The organism is Nonomuraea longispora (assembly GCF_004348345.1).
GTDB classification, from domain to species: Bacteria; Actinomycetota; Actinomycetes; order Streptosporangiales; family Streptosporangiaceae; genus Nonomuraea; species Nonomuraea longispora.
On record NZ_SMJZ01000049.1, the window covers coordinates 24,790 to 46,317 of the forward strand.

Below are 21,528 nucleotides of genomic sequence, written 5' to 3' on the forward strand. Positions count from 1 at the left end.
GGTGGCTCGGGTTTCCTCATGGCCGAGCCCTGGCGAAGCGTGGAAAGGTACGTCATGCGCGTGTATCTGCCGTGCACTCTCCCTGCCCTGGCCGCCGCGGTCAAGGCGGGAGAGATGGGCCCGGCCCCGTTGACCGGCTACGCGGTGACCCCCGCGCTGACCGAGTGGTACGCCTCGGGCGACACGGAGGAGCTCGAATACGTCGCGCTCACCGAGGCGGCCCGCGCCTCCCTGCGGCTGCTGGCCGCCGCAGGCGGCGAGGCCCCGCCGCGGCGTGTCGTGGTGGCCGTCGAGGTGCCCGACCGCGAGGTCTCCGCGGGTGTCGGGATCGAGGAACGGGGCAGGGTGCGTCTCGCCGAGCCGGTCCCGCTGGCCAAGGTGGCCGCCGTGCACGTCGACGACCACGACGCGGTGGCCGACGTCGAGGCCGCGATCGCCGCGCTGCCGGCCTCCGACGCGGGCGACGACGACGCGAAGTTCACCGTGGACGGCGCCGAGGCCCACGAGCTCATGTGGTACGCGACCCAGGAGATCCCCGACCTTCTCGGTACGTAACGGTGACGTTACGTCCATCACACTCCATGACCGGACCGTGACTTTACTCGCTAGTGTCCCGCCCCAGCACTGTTCTTTACCCGAAGGAGTCGGTTCACCGTGAAGCTTCGAGTTGTGGCTGTCGTTACGGGGGCGGTAACGGCGGCGGCCCTCTTCGCAGGCTCTCCCGCGAACGCCCAGGCCAAGCCGTACGACCACCAGGACCCCTACAAGTCGGGCTGCGGTAACTCGGCCCGCGTGGTGAAGTCCGCGAAGATCAAGAGCCGCGCCAACGGCACCGTGGGGACCATCAAGCTGATGTGGTCCGGCAAGTGCAAGACCAACTGGACCGAGATCAAGGTCGGCACGACCATGAGCGGCACCATCAGCGTCTACGCCAGAGACGGACGCTCCGACTCGTTCACCTACAAGGCCGGCAACGGGGGCCGCCACTGGGGCGACATGATCTGGGCGAACAACATGTGCGCCTGGGGCAGCGCCAGCGTGAAGTGGGGCGGCGGCCGGGGCGGCCAGAACGGTTCCGGCACCACCGGCCAGGCCTGCCGCTGAGGCACGCGAGAGGAGGCCGTGGCCTGACGGCCACGGCCTCCGGGCGTTTCCCGGAATGTCACACCAGCCCACTACGCTGGTCATGACATGACAAAGCACATTGTGTGGGATTGGAACGGCACCCTCTTCCACGATCTCGATGCCGTGGTCGAGGCCACCAACGAAGTCTTCAAGCCCTACGACCTTCCCGTGATGACCGCCGACGGTTTCCGCGCGGTCTACACCCGCCCGATCTGGCTCGCCTACGAACGCCTGCTCGGCCGCCCGCTGACCGAGGGCGAGTGGCAACTGCTCGACGAGGGCTTCCACCAGCACTACAACCGGCTGTGCGACAGCTGCCAGTTGGCCGCAGGCGCGGAGGTGGTGCTCTCCAGCTGGACGGGCACCCAGTCGCTCTGCTCCATGGCGCCGCACGCCCACCTCGTGCCCAAGGTCGACTCGTTCGGCATCACCCGGCACTTCACCAGGATCGACGGGCTGCTCGGCATGACCGGCGGCGAGAAGGCCGCCCACATGACCGCGCACATCGCGGCGCTCGGCATCGACCCGGGCGAGATCCTGGTGATCGGCGACAGCGTGGACGACGGGCTCGCCGCCAAGCACGTGGGGGCCAGGGCGGTGCTCTACACCGGCGGCATGACGACCAGGGCCGAGCTCGAAAGCACCGGCCTGCCGGTCGTCGACACCCTCGCCGACGCCCTCGACCACGCGTAGAACGAGCGCTCCGGCGGGGCTCCGGCAGGGCTCCGGCAGGGCTCCGGCAGGGCTCCGGCAGGGCTCCGGCCATGCGAAATTCGCGCAGGCGCGGGCCTTGAGCCCCCCGGCGACCGTACCCTGGCATGGATCACCCCCCTCAGGAGGCCCGCCATCAACCGTCTTGTGCTCTGGAACGTCGACCTGACGCTGGTCGACGTCGCCATCGTGACCAGGGATGCCTACGCCGAGGCGTTCCGCCTCGTGACCGGGCGACCGCTGATCAAGCTCGTTCCCCCGCTGGGCCGCCCCGACTCCGAGATCGTCTTCGAGACGCTGGCCGTCAACGGCGTCCAGGCCGAGGACGCCCACCTGCCCAAGTTCCTCGCGGCGCTGGCCACGGCGTTCGCCGACCGGCGCGGGCGGCTGGCCAAGGAAGGCCGGATGATGTCCGGGGCGAAAGACGCGCTCAAGTCGGTGTCCAAGCTCGACGGCGTGGTGCAGACGGTGCTGACGGGCACGATCAAGAGCAACGCCGTGCACAAGCTCAGGGCGTTCGGGCTGGACAAGTACGTCGACTTCGAGCTCGGCGGCTACGGCGAGGAGGTCTACCCCAAGGCGACGCTGCTGCAGGTCGCGCAGTCGCGGGCCAAGCAGCGCCTCGGCACGCCGTTCACCGCGGCCAACACCGTGGTGATCGGCGACTCCACCCGTGACGTGCAGGCCGCCAAGATCGGCGGTGCCGCCATGATCGGGGTCGCCTCCGGGCGGTCGATGGCGGCCGAGCTGCGTGAGGCGGGCGCCGACATCGTGCTGCCCGACCTGTCCAACGCCTCGGAGGTGGTGGCCGCGGTTGCCGGCCTCACGTCTCCCGTCGACCGCAAGGCCGGCTGACCTCCACCGTGGCCGGGTTCAGGGCAGGGCGCTGAGGAAGCGGGCCGCGATCGGGGCCGCCACCGCGGAGCCGGCCCCGCCCCCCTCGACGACCACCGCGAACGCCAGGTCACCCTTGTAGCCGATGAACCAGGAGTGCGCGGGCGGTTCCTTGCCGGAGCCGTACTCCGCGGTGCCGGTCTTGCCGGCCGTGCCGGGCGGGAACCGTACGGCGTTGGCGGTGCCGTCGGTGACGACGGCGGGCATGAGGTCGCGCAGCGCCGCCACCACCCCCTTCTCCAGCGGGCGCGGCCGGGACGGCTGCGCGCCGGGGATGCGCTCGTCCTTGACGAGCGTGGGCGGGATGTACGCGCCGGAGGCGATGGCCGCGGCGACGGACGCCATGTTCAGCGGGCTCGCCAGCACCCTGCCCTGCCCGATGGCGGCGGATGCGAGGTCGGTGTCGTCCTTCGGGTCGGGGAACTCCGCCCGTACGGCGGGCGCGCCGGGCGTGATCGGGGCGCCGAAGCCGAAGCTCCCGGCGACCTCGCCCAGCCGGCCGCCGTCCAGCTCGGCCACGGCCAGTTCGCCGAACGTGGTGTTGCACGAATGCGCGAACGCGTCACGGAACGACAGCGTGCCGAAGTCCTCGTAGCCCGCGTTGTGGAAGGGGAAGCCGCCGATGTTCCGCTCCGCGGGGCAGGCGACCCGCTGGGCCGGCTCGGTCCCGTCGGCGACCAGTGCGGAGGCCGTCACGACCTTGAAGGTCGAGCCCGGCGGATATTTGCCGAGCAGCGCCCGGTTGAACCCGCCGGGCGCGTTGACCGCCGCGAGGATGTCCCCGGTCGAGGCCCGCAGCGCCACCAGCGAGCGGGGCTTGGACACGCCTTCGAGCGCCCGGGCGGCGGCCTGGTGCACCTTCAGGTCGATCGTGGTCCGCAGCGGCCGGTCGCGCTCGGGTTTCACGACGGTTCTGAGGACCTTGCCGCCTTCGTACAGGTCGATTCTGGAGCGGCGCGGCGTTGCGAAGCGGTCGGGAAGGGTCTGCTTGATGCCCTCGACGAGCTGCTGCACGGAGCCGGGCGCGTCCGGGGTGCTGACCGTGGTGCCGTCGGCGGCCACGACCCGGGGCGGGTCGGCCTGCTCGGTGATGACCCGCAGCGAGCGACCCTCCTGCAGCAGGGGGTGCAGGGTCGCGGGGCTCCAGGCCACTTTCCAGGTACGGCCGCTCTCGACCAGCTTGAGCTGTCCGCTGTAGCGCCAGTCGTGTTCCCCGTCAGCGTCGCGACGAAGCCGACGGGGCCGTCGCCTGACGGCTCGGTACGGTGGAAGCCGGCCCGGGTGGCCTTGAGGTCCGCGAGGAAGCGCCGGTGCCGGCGCTCGAAGTCGGCGGGCGGGTCGGCGACCAGGTCCCGCATCGCCGCGTAGTCCTGGCCGGACCAGGCGGCGAGGTATTCGTCGGCCGCCTGCTCCGGCGAACCCTGCGTGCGCAGCGCCCAGATGACGCCGCCGGCCACGACGACCGGGACGAGCAGTCCCGCGACGATCCACGACCATCGCCGCCCGCGCCGCCGCGGCGGGTGTTCGGGCCGGAGGTATGCATAGTTTGTCCCCGTTTGTGGTGCCATGACGGAGAGGACACCAGAGCAGAAGCATGGGTGTCCAATACTGATATGGCCGCTTTAATGATATAAATCTGGATATATTTGCTGTTCATGGACCTCGTCCGGCACCTCCGCTACTTCACCGTGGTCGCGGAGGAACTGCACTTCGGCAACGCCGCGATCCGGCTCGGCATGGCGCAGCCGCCGCTCAGCCAGCGCATCAAGCGCCTGGAGGAGGAGCTCGGCGTGCGGCTGTTCGACCGCTCGGCCCGCCAGGTCAGGCTCACCGACGCGGGCAGACTGCTGCTGGGCGAGGCCCGCGAGATCGTGGCCAGGGTCGACCGGCTGCACGAGCTGGCCAGGCAGGGCCAGGGTACGGTGCTCAAGGTCGGCGTGCCGCCCGACCTGGCTCCTGCCGCGATCGCCGCGCTCGTCGCCGGCTTCCGCGAGATCAAGCCGGAAGTTCGCCTCGCGCCCGCCGAGATCTGGACCGCCGACCAGGTGACGGCGCTGGCGGAGGGCACGATCGACGTCGGCCTGGTCCGCCACCCCGTCTCGGCGCCCGGCCTGGAGTACGGCCGGATCCTGGTGCAGGCGCAGGGCGTGCTGCTGGCCGAGGACGACCCGCTGACCGCCGTCGGCGAGGTGCACCTGGCCGACCTGGCGGGACGCGAGCTGCTGATGCCGCCCAAGGAGGGTGAGCCGGGGCTGCACGCCCAGGTGTTGTCGGAATGCCGGCGCCACGGCTTCGTCCCCACGCAGGTGCACCAAGGAGCCGGGCTCGGGCTGGTCCTGGCCGGGGCGGCGGTGGCGTTCGGGCCGAAGGCGGAGCTGCCGGGGCTGGCCTGGCGGCCGCTGCTAGGCTCGCCGATCATGTCCCGGGTCTCCACGGCCTGGCGCGTGGCGACGGCGTCCGTCAACGAGGTGATCGGCGACTTCTCCGCCGTGGCCGTACGGACACTGAAGGAGAGAGCGGGGATGACGGACGAGGGAGCCGTACCCGCACGGCGGATCAGCCGCAGGCCGGGGATGCTGGCATGAGCGGGCGCACGGACCGGCACGCGCGCGGGCGGCCTGCTGGGGAGGGCACATGAGCGCCCCCGACTTCGACACGCTGTTCAGCACGGCCGGCGTGAGGGGCTGGCTGCACGCCGCCGACATCGACTCGGGGCGCGAGGTCGGCCACGGGGCCGACGTGCCGCTGCCGACGGCGTCGATGTTCAAGGTGCCGCTGCTGGTCGAGTTCTGCCGGCAGGCCGACGCCGGGCTGCTCGACCCCTCCGACCGGGTGACCGTGCCCGCGGCCGGCCGCTCGTCCGGGCCGACGGGCATCTCGGCCATGCTGGACGAGGTGACGCTCTCGCTGCGCGACCTGGCGTACCTGATGATCGCGGTGAGCGACAACGGCTCCGCCGACGTGCTGCTGGCCAGGGTCGGGCGCGAGGCCGTCAACACGATGCTGGCCGCGCTGGGGCTGCACGGCACGCGCGTGCTGCAGAGTTGCCAGGAGTTCAACGACAGCATGCGGGAGGACGCCGGCCACCCGTGGCCGTTCGTCGACCCCGACGACGTCGCCCGTCTGCGCGCGCTCGACCCCGAGCGGACCAACCGGAGCACCCCGCGCGAGATGTCCGCGCTGTTCGGGATGATCTGGCGGGACGAGGCGGCCTCGGCCGAGTCGTGCGCCTGGATGCGGGCGGCGCTCAACAAACAGGTCTGGCCGCACCGGCTGGCCTCCGGCTTCCCGTACGACGACGTGGCCGTCAGCGGCAAGACCGGCACGGCCCCGACGTTGCGCACCGAGTCGGGCGTCGTCGAATATCCCGACGGCAGGCGCTACGCGGTGGCCGTGTTCACCCGTTCCTTCAGCACCGCGCTCAACCAGCCGCGCGCCGACGCGGTGATCGGCACGGCGGCGCGTATGGCGGTGGACCACCTACGGAGGTAGCAACTTGTGGGGAAGTCCGGGTATGACTTTCCGTTGATCAAGCGACAGGATGGGACACATGGTTGCTGAGGGCGAGCTTGTCTGGGAGCCGAGTGAAGAGGTCGTCGCATCGGCCAGGCTGAGCCGCTACCTGGAGTGGCTGGGCCGGCCTGCCGCCTACGAGGACGCCTGGCGGTGGTCCGTCGACCACCCCGAGGAGTTCTGGACGTCGATCTGGGACTACTTCGACGTGATCGGCGAGCGCGGCGACGGGCCCGTGGTGTCCGGCACCATGCCCGGCGTCACGTGGTTCGCCGGCAGCTCGCTCAACTACGCCGAGAACGCGCTGCGCCCGCGAGACGGGGGCGCAGCCCTGGTGTTCGTCTCGGAAGACGGCGCCCGCCAGGAGATGACCCACGCCGAGCTGCGCGAAGAGGTGGCCCGCGTGCGCACGGGGCTGCGCCGCCTCGGAGTGGGGCGCGGTGACCGGGTGGCCGCCTACGTGCCCAACATCCCGCAGGCCCTCATCGCCTTCCTGGCCACCGCCTCGCTGGGCGCGATCTGGTCGGCGGGCTCGCCCGACTTCGGCGTCCCGAGCGTCGTCGACCGGTTCACGCAGATCGAGCCCAAGGTGCTCATCGCGGTCGACGGCTACCACTACAACGGCAAGAGTTACGACCGTTCCGCGGCCGTCAACGAGATCGCCGCCGCGCTGCCGTCGCTGCGCGCGACCGTGTGGATCCCCTACCTGGCGGCGGCCGGGGAGGGTCGCGCGCCGCAGCGGGCCGAGCCGGCCTCCCCGCACGCCACGGAGCCGCCGCACGGCGAGGTCATCGGCTGGGAGGGGCTGCGGGCCGAGCAGGGACCGCTGGAGTTCGAGCGGCTGCCCTTCGACCATCCGCTGTGGATCCTCTACTCCAGCGGCACCACCGGGTTGCCCAAGCCGATCGTGCACGGCCACGGCGGCGTCGTGCTGGAGCACCTCAAGTCGCTCACCTTCCACCAGGACGTGGGCGAGGGCGACGTGTTCTTCTGGTACACGACCACGGGCTGGATGATGTGGAACTACCTCATCGGCGCCCTGCTGGTGGGGGCCACGCCGGTGCTCTACGACGGTTCGGCCACCCATCCGTCGCCGGCGGCGCTGTGGCGCATCGCCGACTCGGAGGACGTGACCTATTTCGGGGTCGGCGCCCCCTACATCATGGCCTCGCTGAAGGCCGGCCTGCGCCCGGAGGGGCTGGAGAAGCTGCGCGGCGTCGGCTCGACCGGCTCCCCGCTGCCTCCCGAGGGGTTCGCGTGGCTGGCCGCCGAGCTGCCGGGCGTCCCGCTCGGGTCGTTCTCCGGCGGCACCGACGTCTGCACGGGCTTCGTCGGGGCCACCATGCTCCACCCGGTCAGGGCCGGCATCATCCCGTGCCGGTCGCTGGGGGCGAAGGTGGAGTCGTACGACCCCGCGGGCGAGCCGGTCACCGGCGAGGTGGGCGAGCTGGTCGTGACCAGGCCGATGCCGTCGATGCCGGTGATGTTCTGGAACGACCCGTCGGGCGAACGCTATTTCGGCAGCTACTTCGACGTCTATCCCGGCGTGTGGCGGCACGGCGACTGGATCAAGATCAACGAGGACGGCAGCTGCGTCATCTACGGCCGCTCCGACTCGACGCTCAACCGCGGCGGCGTCCGTATGGGCACCAGCGAGTTCTACCGGGTCGTCGAGCGGTTCGAGGAGATCGCCGACAGCCTCGTGATCGACACGGGCCAGCTCGGCCAGGAGGGGCGGCTCCTGCTGTACGTCACGCTCGCCGAAGGGGCCGAGCTCACCGAGCCGCTCCAGCGGGCCCTCTGCGACGCGCTGCGCACCGAGTTGTCGCCGCGCCACGTGCCCAACGAGATCCACGCCGTGCCCGGCATCCCGCGCACGCTGTCGGGGAAGAAGCTGGAGGTGCCCGTCCGCAAGATCCTGCTCGGCACCCCCGTCGAGCAGGCGGCCAACCCCGACGCCATGGCCAACCCCGAGGTGCTGAGCCACTTCAGACCGGTGTGATGACGATCTTCCCGCGCGTGCGCCCCGACTCCGCCCTGCGGTGGATCTCCGCCAGCGCCGCCGGCGGGTGGCACTCGGACGGGACGGCGACCAGATCTCCCCGGTCCACCAGGGCCGCCAACCGAGTCAGCTGACCGGGGTCGTTGCGGGTCACGAAGTGCGTGCCGCCCTCGATCGGGGTGGCGATCGTGACCACCGTGCGGCCTGGCCGGGCCAGCGCCTCGGCGTCCCGCGCGGGGACGGCGGCCAGGTTCAGCAGCACGTCCAGGTCGTCGGGCAGCGGCGTGGCGGTGTAGTCGATCACCTCGTCGGCACCGTATCCCCTGACCGCCGCCGCGCTGCGCGGGCTCGCCGTGGCCGTCACGACCGCGCCCGCCAGCCGGGCGAGCTGGACGGCGAACATGCCGACGCCGCCGCCCGCGCCGTTGATCAGCACGCGCTGTCCCCTGGTGATGCGGGCGTGCTCGTGGACCGCCTGCCAGGCGGTGAGCCCGGCCACCGGGATGGTGGCCGCGTGGGCGAGCGGGATGCTCTGCGGGGCTCTGGCCAGCATGTTCGCGGGCGCGGTCACGTACTCGGCCGCGGCGCCGTCCACCTGGCCGAACACGCGGTCGCCCGGGGTCAGGCCGGTGACCCCCGCGCCGGTCTCGACCACGGTTCCGGAGACGTCCCAGCCCAGGGTGCGCGGCAGGCTCGTACCGAAGACGTCGGTCAGCAGGCCGGAGCGCAGGCCGATCTCGGCCGGGTTGAAGGACGTGGCCGCCACCTCGATCAGCACCTCTCCCGCGCCGGGTCGCGGCACCGGGATCCGGTCGTGCCGGATCACCGATGGGCCGCCGAACGCGTGGATCCGGGCGGCGCGCATGGTGCTGTCAGGGACGGGGGCGGTGCGGAAAGCCGTGGCGTGCTCCGCGGCCCACTCGCGGAACGTGCGGGCGGCGCTCCGCGTGACCTCCTCGACGGTCCGCGTGACCGGGAGCGGGGCGGTCACCAGGGCGGCCTGAGCCTGGAGGGCCTCGTCCACGGCGGGCGGGGGCCATCCTCCGGCCAGGAGTTCCTCGCGGGCGTGGTCCGGCGGGACCTCCTCCCAGCGCGCCGGGAATCCGGCGATCTCGGCGAGCACGTCCACCTGGCCGGCCTGGGTGATCTGCTCGGGGCCGGTCAGCACGTAGGCGGCGCCGTGGTGGCCGTCCTCCAGCAGCACCCGTACGGCGACCGCCGCGATGTCCCGCTCGTGCACCGGGGCCATGGCGGCCCGGCCGTACGGCGCGCGCACGACCCCGGCCCGCAGTTGCCTGGCCCACCGCAGCGTGTTGGCCGCGAAGGCGTGCGGGCGCAGGAACGTCCACTCCAGCCCGGACTCCTCGATCAGCCGCTCGACCTCGTGTTCGTGCTCGCGGACCGCGGCCGAGGAGAGGTAGACCACGCGGCGGGCACGTGCGGTCAGCACGTCGACCACCGCCCGCGCACCCTCGGCCGTCGCGAACGGCCACACCAGGAACACCGACTCCACCCCGTCGAGAGGCAATGACCCGGGGTCTTCGAGGTCGCCGCCCGCATGACCCCTCCTCAGGGGGATGACCTCGGCGCCTGCCGCCCGCAACTGCTTCGCCACCTGACTGCCGACCGTGCCGGTCGCCCCGGTGACCAGAACCGTACCCATAGAACGTTCCTTTCGTCGCCAGCAACCGTAGGAGCGCCCATCGAGACTTCCAATGCGTCATCAGCGCGTATTTCATACGTCATCGTCTTAGACTCCGGTCCATGTTGCGTCCTGGAAGCTGGTCCAGGCCTGCGGGTGAAAGTCCCGTCCGGGTAAGCATCGGAGCGCCCGGTAGCAGGCCCCGGTTCGTCGTGGAGATATGGCGGGCTGAGCGGGTGTCAAGAGCCTCTTTGGAGGGAGCGAGCACGCGGGCCGTAGCGTTGAGCGAACCTTGCAGCCTCGTCAGAGTTACAACGGAGAAGCCGAGCCGCTCATGTCCCGGCGAAGGCCATGCTTGGTGGGCCCTGTTCCGGGGTCAGCCCGCCGGGTTCTTCCGGGGTATGGAGTTGGCCAGGCGTGGTGTGGGCGAGTTGGTGCGGTACGCCGACGACGGTGTCGTCCTGTGCCGCAGCGAAACCCAGGCCAGAGCGGTCCTGTACGCGGTCGAGGACATCCTCGCATCGCTGGGGCTGAGGCTGCACCCGGACAAGACGAAGATCGTTTACCTCAGAGAGGGCCGGGTCCGAACCGGGAACGCCTCTCGCAAGTTCCTCCAGATCGACGATTACGTGGTCTGGCGTCTGCGCCGTCTGTTGATCAAGAAGCGGGGACGTAACCTGCGAGCCGGTCAGACGGCGCAATGGACTGAGGAGTGGTTCAACGGGCACGGCCTGCATCGCCTGCGGGGCACGATCCGCTATCCGAAGGCAGCGTAACCATGTCAAGAAGATCATCGGTAAGCCGTATGCGGGAAAACCGCACGTACGGAATTGAAAGGGGGATGGGGAACCGGGCCTTCACGGCACCGCGCCCCTGACTACCAATGGACGTGCTCAGTGACGTGCTCGCGCTCATGCGCACCGGGCGCCCCCGGGCGGCCCGCGTCGCGTGGCACGCACCCTGGGGTCAGCGGTTCCCGACGGTCCCCGGCTCGGCCGGGTTCCAGGTCGTCCTGGAGGGGACCGGCCGGCTGATCCCACCGGACGGCGAGCCGATCGCGCTGGCGGCGGGCGACGTGCTCTTCTCCCCGCGCGGGCACGGCTACGCCATGGCCGACACGGTGTCCACCCCACCGGCCGAGCCCGCGTGCGACCCGCTGGAGGATGAGCTCGGCCTGTTCGCCGCGGACTCTTTCGGCGGCGAGGGCGCGGCGACGGTGCTGCTGTGCGGTGGTTACCGGTTCGACGTGAGCCGCGCCCACCCCATCCTGGCCGACCTGCCCGACCTGGTGCACCTGCCGGGGGCGCTCGGCCGGGACGCCGAGTTGAGCGCCGCGATCGGCCTGCTGAGCACGGAGGTCCAGCGGCCGGGCGGGGGCGCCGACACGATCGTGACGTCGCTCCTGGACATGCTCCTGCTCTACATCCTGCGGGCCTGCTTCGCCGCCGAGCCGGGGCGCTGCCAGGTCGGCGGCTGGGCGGCGGCCCTGGCTGATCCGGGGATCAGCGCCGTGCTCGACGCCGTGCACCGGGATCCGGCGCGTCCGTGGACCGTCCAGGAGATGGGCGAGCGGGCGGGCCTGTCGAGGTCGGCCTTCGCCCGGCGGTTCACGGCGCTGGTGGGACAGCCGCCGCTCACCTACCTGACCTGGTGGCGCCTGGCCACGGCCGCCCGGCTGCTGCGGGAGTCGGACGCGGTGCTGGGGGAGATCGCCGCCCGGGTCGGCTACGGCTCGGAGTACGCCTTCGCCAACGCCTTCAAGCGGGAGCACGGCATGTCGCCCGGCCGGTATCGCCGTGAGGCCGCCGCCCGGCTCGCGCCGCCACCCGGTCGGAACCGGCGGCCGGCTGTGTTCGGCCAGGCTCGCGACGTGGTTAAAACGTAGCAATCACAATGCCGTCATACCTTGGATGAGGGCATTGACGCTTGCTGGATACAACGCCTAGATTCCGGACAGCCGCCCGTTAAAACGTTTGTTGCCGGAGGATGGATGGCCGCACCCCCCACGCTGGCCCTGGCGAACGTCAGCAAGTCGTTCGGCGCCGTGCGGGCGCTGCGTGACGTCTCCATCGAGTTGTTCGCCGGCGAGACGCACGGGCTCGCGGGGGAGAACGGCGCCGGCAAGTCGACGCTGGTCAAGACGCTCGCCGGGGTGCACCGCCCCGACAGCGGCCAGGTGCTGCTCGGAGGCGAGCCGGTCGACTTCGCGGGACCGGCCGACGCCCAGCAGGCGGGCGTGGCCGTCATCTACCAGGAGCCGACCCTCTTCCCCGACCTTTCCGTGGCCGAGAACATCTTCATGGGCCGTCAGCCGCGGCGCGGTCTCGGCCGGATCGACCGCAGGGCCATGCACGCGCGCACCAGGGAGTTGTTCGGGCGGCTCGGCGTGGCCCTCGACCCCGAGCAGCCCTCGCGCGGGCTGTCCATCGCCGACCAGCAGCTCGTCGAGATCGCCAAGGCGATCTCCAGGGACGCCCGCGTGCTGGTCATGGACGAGCCGACGGCCGCGCTCTCCGGCCACGAGGTGACCCGGCTGTTCTCGGTGGCGGAGGCGCTGCGCGAGCAGGGTTGCGCCCTGCTGTTCATCTCCCACCGGCTGGACGAGATCTTCACGTTGTGCCAGCGGGTCACGACCCTGCGCGACGGCGCCTGGATCGCCGGCGAGCCCGTCGAGGGGCTCACCCACGACGACCTGATCCGCCGCATGGTGGGACGCGAGGTCGCCACGTTGTTCCCCAAGGAGGAGGCGCCCGTCGGCGAGGTCGCGCTGAAGGTCGAGCGGCTGACCCGCGAGGGCGTGTTCACCGACGTGTCGTTCGAGGTGCGCAGGGGCGAGATCGTCGCCCTGGCCGGGCTGGTCGGCGCCGGCCGCAGCGAGGTGGCGCGAGCCGTCTTCGGCATCGACCGCTGGGACGCCGGAGCCGTCACGGTGGACGGCGTCGCCCTGCCCGCGGGCAGTCCCACGGCCGCCATGAAGGCGGGGCTGGCCCTGGTCCCCGAGGACCGCCGCCAGCAGGGGCTCGTCATGGACCTGTCGATCGAGCGCAACATCGGGCTGACCGGCCTGCGCGAGCTGCGCCGGGGGCCGGCCATCTCCCGAAGGGCCGAGCGCGACCGGGCCAGGGACTGGGCGCTGCGGCTGCAGTTGAAGTTCGCCCGGCTGGCCGACGGTGTGGGGGTGTTGTCCGGCGGCAACCAGCAGAAGGTCGTCCTGGCCAAGTGGCTGGCCACGCGGCCGTCCGTGCTCATCGTGGACGAGCCGACGCGCGGCATCGACGTCGGCACCAAGGCGGAGGTGCACCGGCTGCTGTCCGAGCTGGCCGGCCAGGGCATCGCCGTGCTCATGATCTCCTCGGAGCTGCCGGAGGTGCTCGGCATGGCCGACCGGGTGCTGGTCATGCACGAGGGCCGGCTGGCCGCCGAGATCCCCCGGGCCGAGGCGACCGAGGAGAGCGTGATGAGCGCCGCAACCGGGAGGGCCGCGTGACCGGACCCACCACCACGGTGGCCGCGCCGCCCGAGCGGACTCCCGGCGGGCGCAGCGCACGAAGCCTGGTCGACCTGGTGTTCAGGGCGCGTGAGCTGAGCCTGGTCATCGCCCTGGTCCTGCTCGTCGGCATGACCGGCGCGGTCAACCCCAACTTCCTGTCCGGGCAGGGCATCGAGGACATCCTGCTCAACACCGCGATCCTCGCCCTGCTGGCCGTCGGGCAGTCCGTCGTGGTCATCACCCGCAACCTCGACCTGTCCGTCGGCTCCGTGGTGGGACTGGTCGCGTTCGTCACCGCCGACGTGCTCGCCGGCGGCTGGGGCCTGGTCCCCGGCGTCGTGTTCGGGGTGGCGGTCGGCGCGGCCTGCGGCCTGCTCAACGGGCTCCTCGTCAGCTTCTGCCGGGTCCCCGCCCTGGTCGTGACGCTCGGCACGCTCTACGTGATCCAGGGCGTCGACCACTACATCGCGCACGGCCGCCAGATCAACGCCGTCGACCTGCCGCCCGCGCTGCTGTCGCTCGGCAACGGGGCGGTGCTGGGCGTCCCGTACCTGCCGCTCATCACGCTCGTGTTCATGCTGCTGATCGGCTATTACCTGCGCTCCTACCCGAGCGGCCGGGAGTTCTACGCCATCGGCTCCAGCCCCGAGGCGGCCAGGCTGGCCGGCGTACCGGTGCGCCGCCGCATCCTGACCGCCTACCTCGTCAGCGGCTGCCTGGCCGGACTGGCGGGCGTGCTCTGGCTGGCCAGGTTCGGAACGGTCATCGGCGACTCCGCCAACGGCTGGGAGCTGATCGTGATCAGCGCCGTCGTGGTGGGCGGCGTCGCGATCACCGGCGGGGTCGGCAGCGTGTACGGGGCCGCGCTCGGCGCGCTGCTGCTCACCACGATCGGCAGCGCCCTGGTCGTGCTCCGGGTCAACCCCTTCTGGCAGCAGGCCATCACCGGCGCGCTGCTCCTGCTCGCCATCAGCGTCGACCGGGTGCTGGCCATGAGGGTGGCCCGCCTGCTCAGGAACAGGAGCCGTCATGGCTGACCAAGGGGGCGGCCGCCTCGTCATGGGCAGGGTCCTGCGGTGGGACGTCCTGGTGGCGTCGCTGCTGGTCGCCGTGTTCGCTGCCGGCTCTTTCAGCACTCCCGGCTTCGCGACCATCGGCAACCTGTCGTTCGCGCTGAGCGACCTCGGCGAGATCGCGCTCATCGCGCTGGCCATGACCATGCTCGTGGTGGCCGCCGAGGTGGACCTGTCGGTCGCCTCCGTGCTCGGCCTGTCCAGCGCGCTCGTCGGCGCCCTGTGGGAAGGCGGCATGGCCATCGAGACAATCATCCCGCTCGTGGTGCTCGTCGGTGCCGTGTGCGGGCTGGTCAACGGGCTGCTCGTGACCCGGCTCGGCCTGCCCTCACTGGCCGTCACGATCGGCACGCTCGCCCTCTACCGCGGCCTGGCGTACGTCGTGCTCGGCGACCAGGCCGTCGCCCAGTTCCCGCCCGGCTACGTCGCGCTGGCCGTGGAGAACGTACCCGGCACGCCGATCCCCTACCCGATCGCGCTGTTCGTGCTGCTCGCCGTCATCGTCGGAGTGGTGCTGCACGCCACCGGCTTCGGCCGCTCGCTCTACGCCATCGGCGCGCAGGAGGAGGTCGCCTTCTTCGCCGGCATCCGGGTCAAGCGCATCAAGCTGCTCCTGTTCGTCTTCTCCGGCACGATCGCGGCGTTCGCCGGCGTCATCTTCACCCTCAGGTACGGCTCCGCCCGCGCCGACAACGGCCTGGGCATCGAGCTCGCCGTCATCGCGGCGGTCCTGCTCGGCGGGGTCGACTTCGACGGCGGCAAGGGCACGCTGGGCGGGGTCATCGCCGGTGTGCTGCTCATCGGGTTGCTGCGCAATCTGCTGATGCTCGGCGACGTGTCGACGGAGATCCAGTCGATCGTCACCGGGCTGCTCCTCATCGTGTCGGTGCTCACCCCGCGCCTCGTCTCCCTCATCAGGCCGGCCCTGAAAGGAATTCCATGACCCCGATGCGCCTCACCGCCGTCGCCACGCTGCTCGTCCTCGGCGTGGCGGCCTGCGGCGGCACCACGAGATCGTCCGTCACCGCCGCTCCTCAGGAGGCGCCCGCCTCCTCGGCCGCCGCCTCGGCGAACCCCGACGCGCCGCTCAAGGAGGGCATCAAGCTGGCGTTCCTGCCGAAACAGATCAACAACCCGTACGAAGTGATCGTCGACAAGGCCGGGATCGAGGCGGCCGAGGAGTTCAAGGGCGAGGCGAAGGAGGTCGGCCCGTCCGACGCGTCGGCGTCGTCCCAGATCTCCTACATCAACACGCTGACCCAGCAGGGCCACGACGCGATCCTCATCGCCGCCAACGACGCCAACGCCGTCTGCGGCCCGCTCCAGCAGGCCCGCGCCAAGGGCGTCAAGATCGTGTCGTACGACTCGGACGCCGCGCCGCAGTGCCGCGACCTGTTCATCAACCAGGCGAGCTCGGAAGAGGTCGGCCGCAGCCAGGTGCAGCTGCTCGCGGAGATGATCGACCACAAGGGCGAGATCGCCATCCTGTCGGCCACGGCCAACGCGACGAACCAGAACACCTGGATCGAGTTCATGAAGGAGGAGCTGGCCAAGCCGGAGTATAAGGACATGAAGCTGGTCAAGGTCGCCTACGGGGACGACGACGACCAGAAGTCCTTCACCGAGACGCAGGGCTTGCTGCAGGCCTATCCCGACCTGAAGGGCATCATCTCGCCCACCACGGTCGGCGTCTCGGCCGCGGCCCGCTACATCTCGGGCTCGAAGTACAAGGGCAAGGTCGTGCTGACCGGGCTGGGCACGCCCAACCAGATGCGCCAGTACGTCAAGGACAAGACCGTGGAGAAGTTCGCCCTGTGGAACCCGAAGGACCTGGGCTACCTCGCGTCGTACGCGGCGGCGGCGCTGGTGTCGGGGCAGATCACCGGGGCCGAGGGTGAGACGTTCAAGGCGGGCAAGCTGGGGGAGCGCACGATCGGCGAGAACGGCGAGGTCATCCTCGGGCCGCCGTTCACCTTCGACGCCTCCAACATCGACCAGTTCGACTTCTGACGCGCCGGGGCGTGCCGCCCGCGGACCGGGCCGCACGCCGTCAGCTGGTCAGGCCGAGGAGGGACAGGCAGGCGGGCAGGTTGTGGAGCTCGTAGCCCGGTGACTCCTGCCAGTCTTCCCTGGCCAGGCGGAAGCGCCGGGTGACGGCCGGCTTGCCCTGGCGGTCGTGGACCGTGATGCCGTCCTCCTGGTAGCCGAGCTTCCTCGTCACCGCCAGCGAGGCGTGATTGTCCTCGAACGCCTCGGTCGTCGCGTGGTGCGCCCCCAGCCCGGCGAAGGCGAGGTGCAGCACCGCCCTGCGCATCTCGGTGCCGATGCCCTTGCCGTGGAAACGTTGTCCCAGCCACGAGCCGGTGCCGACCTCGCGGGTGACCGCGAAGGACGTGGCCATGAGGCCCTGGGTGCCGACGACCTGGCCGTCGTACACGACCACGAAGTCGATCGACCACTTCTCCGGGGCGAGCGAGCCCCACGCGCGGAAGTGGTACTGCAGCGTGCTTCTGGCCCGCTCGGCGGGGTCGGCGTCGGACCAGGGGAACATGAACGGCATGTATCCCGCCTCGTGGATGCCCTGGGCGGCGCGGTCCGCGAGCTCGTCGAGGTCGTCGAGCGAGGGGAGGCGCAGCTCCAGGCGAGGCGTCGTGATGGACAGGTCGAACAGGGGCCAGTTGCGCATACCACCGCATGGTGGCAGGCGACGCGGAGGTGCGCGAACGATTTTCGCCGGCCGCGACCTGGCGACGATAGTCGAATAAATGGGGAATGCCCGTTTATGGCTGGATTTGTAAATTCGCTGCCTTTACCGGACAAAACCCATGCATGAGATGAATTCTCGACGGTGTGGGTAGGCATCGAATTATGATCATAAAATTTCGGAGAATCGGCGCTTTCGTCGTCGGATGTGGGGTGCCCTTGCTGATGGGCGTACCCGCGATGGCGGACAGGAACGATCCCATACCGGTCAAGCAGGCCGAGGTGAAGGTGCCCGTCCTGCGGCCGGGGGATCGCGGCAAGGAGGTCGAGCGCCTCCAGCGGGGACTGCGCCATGGCCGCTACTACTTCGGCAAGATCAACGGGCGCTACGACGAGCAGACGAAGTTCGCGGTCTGGGCACTGCAGAAGAGCCACAAGATGCAGACGCGGGGCGCGGTGGGACCGGAGATCTGGCGGGCGCTCGACCGGCGGCTCAGGACCCGCCCGCTGGTGCCCAACGGCCCGGCGAACCGGGTCGAGGTCAGGCTGCGCGACCAGTTGCTCATCGTCTACCGCGGTCACCGTCCCGAGCTGATCTCGCACATCTCCAGCGGCGCCCAGCGGCGCTGGTGCCTCAAGGGGCGGTGCGGCGACGCGGTCACGCCCGTGGGGGACTTCCGCGTCAACCGGCTAGCGCCCGGGTGGACGACCGGGCCGCTCGGATCGATGTACAACTCCCTCTACTTCGTCGGTGGCATCGCCATGCACGGTTCCACAAAGGTACCGAACCGGCCGGCGTCCCACGGATGCGTACGCGTCCCGATGGAAACGTCCAAACGGCTCTACGCAATAGTCGGCATGGGAGAGCCGGTATATGTGCGACAGAAATGGTGATTCCTGAAAAATCGGGATATGTCGCGTCAACCCGCAGTTCCTCCGACTCGTGAGACGTTCGGGCCGGTGCCCACGCGCGTAAGCTTGGGCACGCTCGCCCCGGCCTTCTTGAGCACGCCGTCCTTGACCAGCCTCAGCGGCGAGCCGGCGGGCTTGGGGCCGTCTCCGGTCGTCCGGGCGAGCCGCAGGGCCAGCGCCGGGCACATGTCGACCGCCCGCCGCGCCTCCTTGGCGAGGTGGCCGGGGACGTTCCTGAACGACGGGAAACCGTAGTCGTCCAGGTCCACGAACTCCGGCAACAGATGCGCGCAGAGCCCGTGCCCCTGGCAGCGGGACCAGTCCACCTCCAGCCGGTACTCGGGGGGCGCCTCCCGCTCGGGCATCGGCAGCACGCCGCGGATCGGCCGGCCGCACGAGCCGTGCTCCAGGTGCTGCGCGATCTCGGTCTCGAACGCGTCCAGCGCCGACAACACGAACTTCGCCGTGCCGTCGGGGTGGAAACACGCCCCGCGCCGCTCGACGCCGCGCACGCAGCGACGTACGGCGTCCACCGAACCCGTGCCCTCGACCAGCGCGTACATGGCCCTGGCGATGTCCGGCAGGCCGAGACGGCACGGGCCGCACTGGCCCGCGGACTCGGCCGCGAGGTAGGCCGCCACCCTGGCGGCCTCCCCGAGCGCGCAGGTGGATTCGCCGAGCGGGACGATGATCCCGGCGCCGAGGGTCGCGCCCGCCAGCTTCATGCCCTCGCGCGAGAGCACGGCCGTCTGGACGACCTCCGCGGACAACCACGCGCCGTGGTAGCCGCCGATGAGCACGCCGTCGCCGATCTCGGCCTCGGTCAGCGCCAGCACGTCGGCCAGATAGGTGCCCGTGGGCGCCTCGATGACCGCGCCCTTCGCCGCGCCGCCGCTCACGGTGAGCAGGATCGTGCCGGGCTCCTTGCTGGTGCCGATCTCGGCGTACTTCTCCGGGCCGTACTCCGCCAGCAGCGCGAACTGAGCGTACGTCTCCGTGTTGGACAGCAGGGTCGGCAGCCCGTCCACACCGCTCGTCGCGGCCCGCTTCTTGCGGCCGGGAGGGATGCCCTCCTCGCCGTTCACGGCCTTGACGAGCGCGCCGCCTTCGCCGGAGATGAACCTCTCCTTGATGCCGACCACGCGGATCGGTACGCGGCTCTCCGCGCCTCCCGACACGTTCGCGGCGCGGCGCTCGGCCACGGCGGCGGCTACGGACGCCTCGGCGACCTCACCGCCGGCCGTGGCGACGACCACCTCGCGGGCGCCCAGCGCCTCGGCGGCCAGCACCGCGCCGTCCAGCACCAGGTGGGGGTTGCGGGTGAGCAGCATGGCGTCCTTGGAACTGGCCGGCTCGCCTTCGGCGCCGTTGACCAGTACCACGCTCTCTCCCGTGCCGGCCGCGTCGGCGACCGCACGCAGCTTGCGCGCGAACGGGAAGGCCGCGCCGCCCCGCCCGCGCATGTCCACGTCGTTGGCATGAGAGATGAGCTCGCCCAGCTCGCGCGGCTCCATCACCCCGTGGAGCGTGCGGTGCGCGGGCAGGTCGAGCCTGCGGCAGTGGTCGAGCCCGGCGGTGAGCCGGGCCGGACCCATGCGTAAAACCCGGGGAACTCGGGCCGGAATCACGGTCGCTCCTGATCGATCGTCGCGGGCAGGCTCATCCGGCCTCCCTGTATCTGCGCCGGGCCTCGGCGAGGCTCACGGGTGCGTTGGCGTTCACCGCGGCGCCGCGGGAGGCCGCGGACGCCGCCACCTTCTGCGGCCGTTCGTTCGGTACGCCCGCGGCTGCCGGCGACGCCACCGCCGGCCCTTCGACCCTTTCGGCCATGGTCGGCGGCCGGCGCAGCGAGGCCAGCACCCGCACGCAGAGCGCGGAGCCGACCGCCGCCAGGCAGGCCACGTAGGACCAGGCCACCCAGCCGGCCGGCGGGCGACCGGCGGTGAGCCCGTGCATGATGCCGACCGGCCAGGCCACGTACGCGGCGGCGTGGAAGATCCGCCACATCCACGGCCTGGTCCGGACGGCGAAGCGCCCCCTCAACATTCCCGTGACCACGGCCAGGACCATCAGGTCGAAGGCCAGCGCACCGAAACCCACGTAGATCCCGGCGACCGGAACGACGGCCGCCCCCAGCGGCACGTGCCCCAGGCTGATCATGAGGGTGATGTGCGTGATCAGGTACGCCAGCCCGATGAACGCGGTGGCTCTGTGCGCGAGCTGGGCCCTGACCCGGTTGGCCGGTGACAGGAAGACGCGTTCGGTGGTGAGCAGGCCGAGCGCGACCGTCGCGGTCAGCAGCACCAGGGCGAAAACGCCCGCGTAGAACTCGAGGAAGCCCACCCCCCGGCCGAGCAGCGCCACGCCACGTTCCGTCCTGGTCAGCGCGAACGCCGACAACAGGACCGCCGTGATCAGGGCGCTCGCCCCCAGCCGGACGTTTCTGGTGTCCAGCTTGGTGGGGGCATGCCGGGGGGATCGTCTGTGGAGCATCTATTTCCCTCCAAGGTCGGGTGAGGGTGCGACTCGGAAGGCTGGTGCCCGTGAGGGCATGTCAGATCAGCAACGGCGGCCCCGGTTGATGCAGGAGACGACGGTCTGCATCAGCCGATCGGGCATCACATTGACGAAGTCGCCGTGGTCGGTGACCGGATTGTGCTTCTGCTCGGGGAAGGCGTCCACGGCGTATGACGGACCTTGCGGCACGTTGTACGCGAGGGTCATGCGGAGTTGGGGAATCGCCTGAGTGCCCTGAGGACAGGCACCGTTCTGGTCGGGGAAGACCACGTGCGTCCGGTGATTGGCGCTGTCGGTGTTCTGGCCGTCCCAGCAGCTGGGGAAGTCCAGGATACGAAGAACCTGACTGCCACGCGGGCAAAGCGTGTATTTGTCGGGACTTATGCGATTTTGGAATCCCGAGCAGCTCCAGCCGGCCTTGGCGTTTGCGGTGCCGTTCGTGGCCGCCTTGGCGTCACCGGTGATGAGCCTCAGGAACCTCGGCATCGCCACGACGTCGCCGGTGGGGTTGCCGCGGAACTGCAGCGTGACCGCGCGGGGCAGCACCAGCCGGCCCACGTTGCCGTCGGGGTCGCCGGCGTTCTCGTCCGACGTGCGGTCCCTGATCACGGGCCAGAAGTACGTGGACTTGTCGCCCTGCCGGCAGGTGGTGCCCGCGGCGGCCAGGCTCTCGTCGGTGGAGAACGCGTCCGTCGACAGGTTGCCCACGTAGTCGTGCAGGTGGTGCGCGCCGTTGCTCACGCCGGGCGCGACGATGAAGTTGTCGGGGTTGTGGTGGCGGTTCTGGTTGGTGCCGCAGCGGGAGACGAACGAGCCGCGGGAGCCGTCCCTGCCGATCCGCGCCTCGTTGACCTGCTGGACCTGGCGGATGTTGACGAAGTCATCGGTGAACGGGCCGAGGTCGCAGTCGTCCCCGCCGCCGCTCTGGGTGGGAGAGGGGGAGGGG

The 21,528-nt window shown here is 70.8% G+C and carries 20 protein-coding genes; 14 read left to right on the forward strand and 6 right to left on the reverse strand.

Annotation, left to right across the window (positions count from 1 at the left end):
- The first annotated feature begins 54 nt into the window (after window positions 1-54).
- The 4 genes from E1267_RS15340 to E1267_RS15355 all read left to right on the forward strand — a co-directional run bounded on the left by E1267_RS15340 (window position 55) and on the right by E1267_RS15355 (window position 2,691).
- The gene (locus E1267_RS15340) at window positions 55-555 is read left to right on the forward strand and encodes a DUF6912 family protein (protein WP_132333126.1); all 501 of its coding nucleotides are present in this window, start codon (window positions 55-57) and stop codon (window positions 553-555) included.
- A 114-nt stretch (window positions 556-669) separates the two neighbouring features.
- Window positions 670-1,104 carry a DUF2690 domain-containing protein gene (locus E1267_RS15345; RefSeq protein WP_165959628.1) on the forward strand — a complete coding sequence of 145 codons (435 nt, stop codon included), beginning with the start codon at window positions 670-672 and terminating at the stop codon, window positions 1,102-1,104.
- 87 nt (window positions 1,105-1,191) lie between these two features.
- Window positions 1,192-1,818: an HAD family hydrolase gene (locus E1267_RS15350; RefSeq protein WP_132333128.1), complete on the forward strand. Its 627-nt coding sequence runs from the start codon at window positions 1,192-1,194 to the stop codon at window positions 1,816-1,818.
- 165 nt (window positions 1,819-1,983) lie between these two features.
- Entirely contained in the window at window positions 1,984-2,691 is a 708-nt protein-coding gene (locus E1267_RS15355; RefSeq protein ID WP_132333129.1) for an HAD family hydrolase, read from the forward strand.
- 18 nt (window positions 2,692-2,709) lie between these two features.
- Here E1267_RS15355 and E1267_RS15360 read toward each other — a convergent pair whose 3' ends face one another.
- Window positions 2,710-3,882, reverse strand: a complete 1,173-nt coding sequence (locus tag E1267_RS15360) for a penicillin-binding transpeptidase domain-containing protein (RefSeq protein ID WP_246063899.1) — start codon at window positions 3,880-3,882, stop codon at window positions 2,710-2,712.
- 503 nt (window positions 3,883-4,385) lie between these two features.
- On the opposite strand from E1267_RS15360, the gene E1267_RS15365 reads away from it, so the two are divergent.
- The 3 genes from E1267_RS15365 to E1267_RS15375 are packed head-to-tail and all read left to right on the forward strand — an operon-like array spanning window position 4,386 to window position 8,245.
- Window positions 4,386-5,315: a LysR family transcriptional regulator gene (locus tag E1267_RS15365; RefSeq protein WP_132333130.1), complete on the forward strand. Its 930-nt coding sequence runs from the start codon at window positions 4,386-4,388 to the stop codon at window positions 5,313-5,315.
- A gap of 49 nt (window positions 5,316-5,364) precedes the next feature.
- Window positions 5,365-6,222, forward strand: coding sequence for a serine hydrolase (locus tag E1267_RS15370; protein ID WP_132333131.1), 858 nt, complete (start codon window positions 5,365-5,367; stop codon window positions 6,220-6,222).
- A 58-nt stretch (window positions 6,223-6,280) separates the two neighbouring features.
- Complete coding sequence (locus E1267_RS15375; protein ID WP_132333132.1) at window positions 6,281-8,245, forward strand: acetoacetate--CoA ligase; 1,965 nt, start codon at window positions 6,281-6,283, stop codon at window positions 8,243-8,245.
- On the opposite strand, the gene E1267_RS46400 is transcribed toward E1267_RS15375, so the two are convergent.
- Window positions 8,232-9,908, reverse strand: coding sequence for an alcohol dehydrogenase catalytic domain-containing protein (locus tag E1267_RS46400; RefSeq protein WP_246063900.1), 1,677 nt, complete (start codon window positions 9,906-9,908; stop codon window positions 8,232-8,234). The genes E1267_RS15375 and E1267_RS46400 overlap by 14 nt on opposite strands.
- Before the next feature lie 401 nt (window positions 9,909-10,309).
- Here E1267_RS46400 and E1267_RS15390 point away from each other — a divergent pair, with 401 nt between their 5' ends.
- The 6 genes from E1267_RS15390 (at window position 10,310) to rhaS (ending at window position 16,460) form a co-directional block, all read left to right on the forward strand.
- Window positions 10,310-10,663, forward strand: a complete 354-nt coding sequence (locus E1267_RS15390) for a reverse transcriptase domain-containing protein (protein ID WP_246063902.1) — start codon at window positions 10,310-10,312, stop codon at window positions 10,661-10,663.
- A gap of 107 nt (window positions 10,664-10,770) precedes the next feature.
- A complete protein-coding gene (locus tag E1267_RS15395; RefSeq protein WP_132333133.1) occupies window positions 10,771-11,772 on the forward strand; it encodes an AraC family transcriptional regulator in 1,002 nt (333 codons plus the stop codon).
- A 105-nt stretch (window positions 11,773-11,877) separates the two neighbouring features.
- Window positions 11,878-13,374, forward strand: a complete 1,497-nt coding sequence (locus E1267_RS15400; RefSeq protein WP_132333134.1) for a sugar ABC transporter ATP-binding protein — start codon at window positions 11,878-11,880, stop codon at window positions 13,372-13,374.
- The gene (locus tag E1267_RS15405; protein ID WP_246063904.1) at window positions 13,371-14,414 is read left to right on the forward strand and encodes an ABC transporter permease; all 1,044 of its coding nucleotides are present in this window, start codon (window positions 13,371-13,373) and stop codon (window positions 14,412-14,414) included. The genes E1267_RS15400 and E1267_RS15405 overlap by 4 nt, the downstream gene beginning before the upstream one ends.
- Window positions 14,407-15,393, forward strand: a complete 987-nt coding sequence (locus E1267_RS15410; protein ID WP_132333135.1) for an ABC transporter permease — start codon at window positions 14,407-14,409, stop codon at window positions 15,391-15,393. Before E1267_RS15405 ends, E1267_RS15410 begins: the two co-directional genes overlap by 8 nt.
- Window positions 15,390-16,460 carry a rhamnose ABC transporter substrate-binding protein gene (gene rhaS, locus E1267_RS15415; protein WP_132333136.1) on the forward strand — a complete coding sequence of 357 codons (1,071 nt, stop codon included), beginning with the start codon at window positions 15,390-15,392 and terminating at the stop codon, window positions 16,458-16,460. The genes E1267_RS15410 and rhaS overlap by 4 nt, the downstream gene beginning before the upstream one ends.
- A 40-nt stretch (window positions 16,461-16,500) precedes the next feature.
- Here the strand turns inward: rhaS and E1267_RS15420 are convergent, their stop codons facing one another.
- Window positions 16,501-17,136, reverse strand: a complete 636-nt coding sequence (locus E1267_RS15420) for a GNAT family N-acetyltransferase (protein WP_132333137.1) — start codon at window positions 17,134-17,136, stop codon at window positions 16,501-16,503.
- Window positions 17,137-17,378: 242 nt separating this feature from the next.
- Here E1267_RS15420 and E1267_RS15425 point away from each other — a divergent pair, with 242 nt between their 5' ends.
- Window positions 17,379-18,047 (forward strand): L,D-transpeptidase family protein, encoded by a 669-nt coding sequence (locus E1267_RS15425; RefSeq protein WP_165959629.1) that lies wholly within the window; start codon window positions 17,379-17,381, stop codon window positions 18,045-18,047.
- Window positions 18,048-18,073: 26 nt separating this feature from the next.
- Here the strand turns inward: E1267_RS15425 and E1267_RS15430 are convergent, their stop codons facing one another.
- The 3 genes from E1267_RS15430 to E1267_RS15440 all read right to left on the reverse strand — a co-directional run.
- Window positions 18,074-19,660, reverse strand: a complete 1,587-nt coding sequence (locus tag E1267_RS15430; RefSeq protein WP_132333139.1) for an NADH-quinone oxidoreductase subunit NuoF family protein — start codon at window positions 19,658-19,660, stop codon at window positions 18,074-18,076.
- A 64-nt stretch (window positions 19,661-19,724) separates the two neighbouring features.
- Complete coding sequence (locus E1267_RS15435; protein WP_132333140.1) at window positions 19,725-20,558, reverse strand: hypothetical protein; 834 nt, start codon at window positions 20,556-20,558, stop codon at window positions 19,725-19,727.
- A 66-nt stretch (window positions 20,559-20,624) separates the two neighbouring features.
- Window positions 20,625-21,528 (reverse strand): DUF1996 domain-containing protein (locus E1267_RS15440; protein WP_132333141.1); only part of this gene is annotated, 904 nt, incomplete at its 5' end.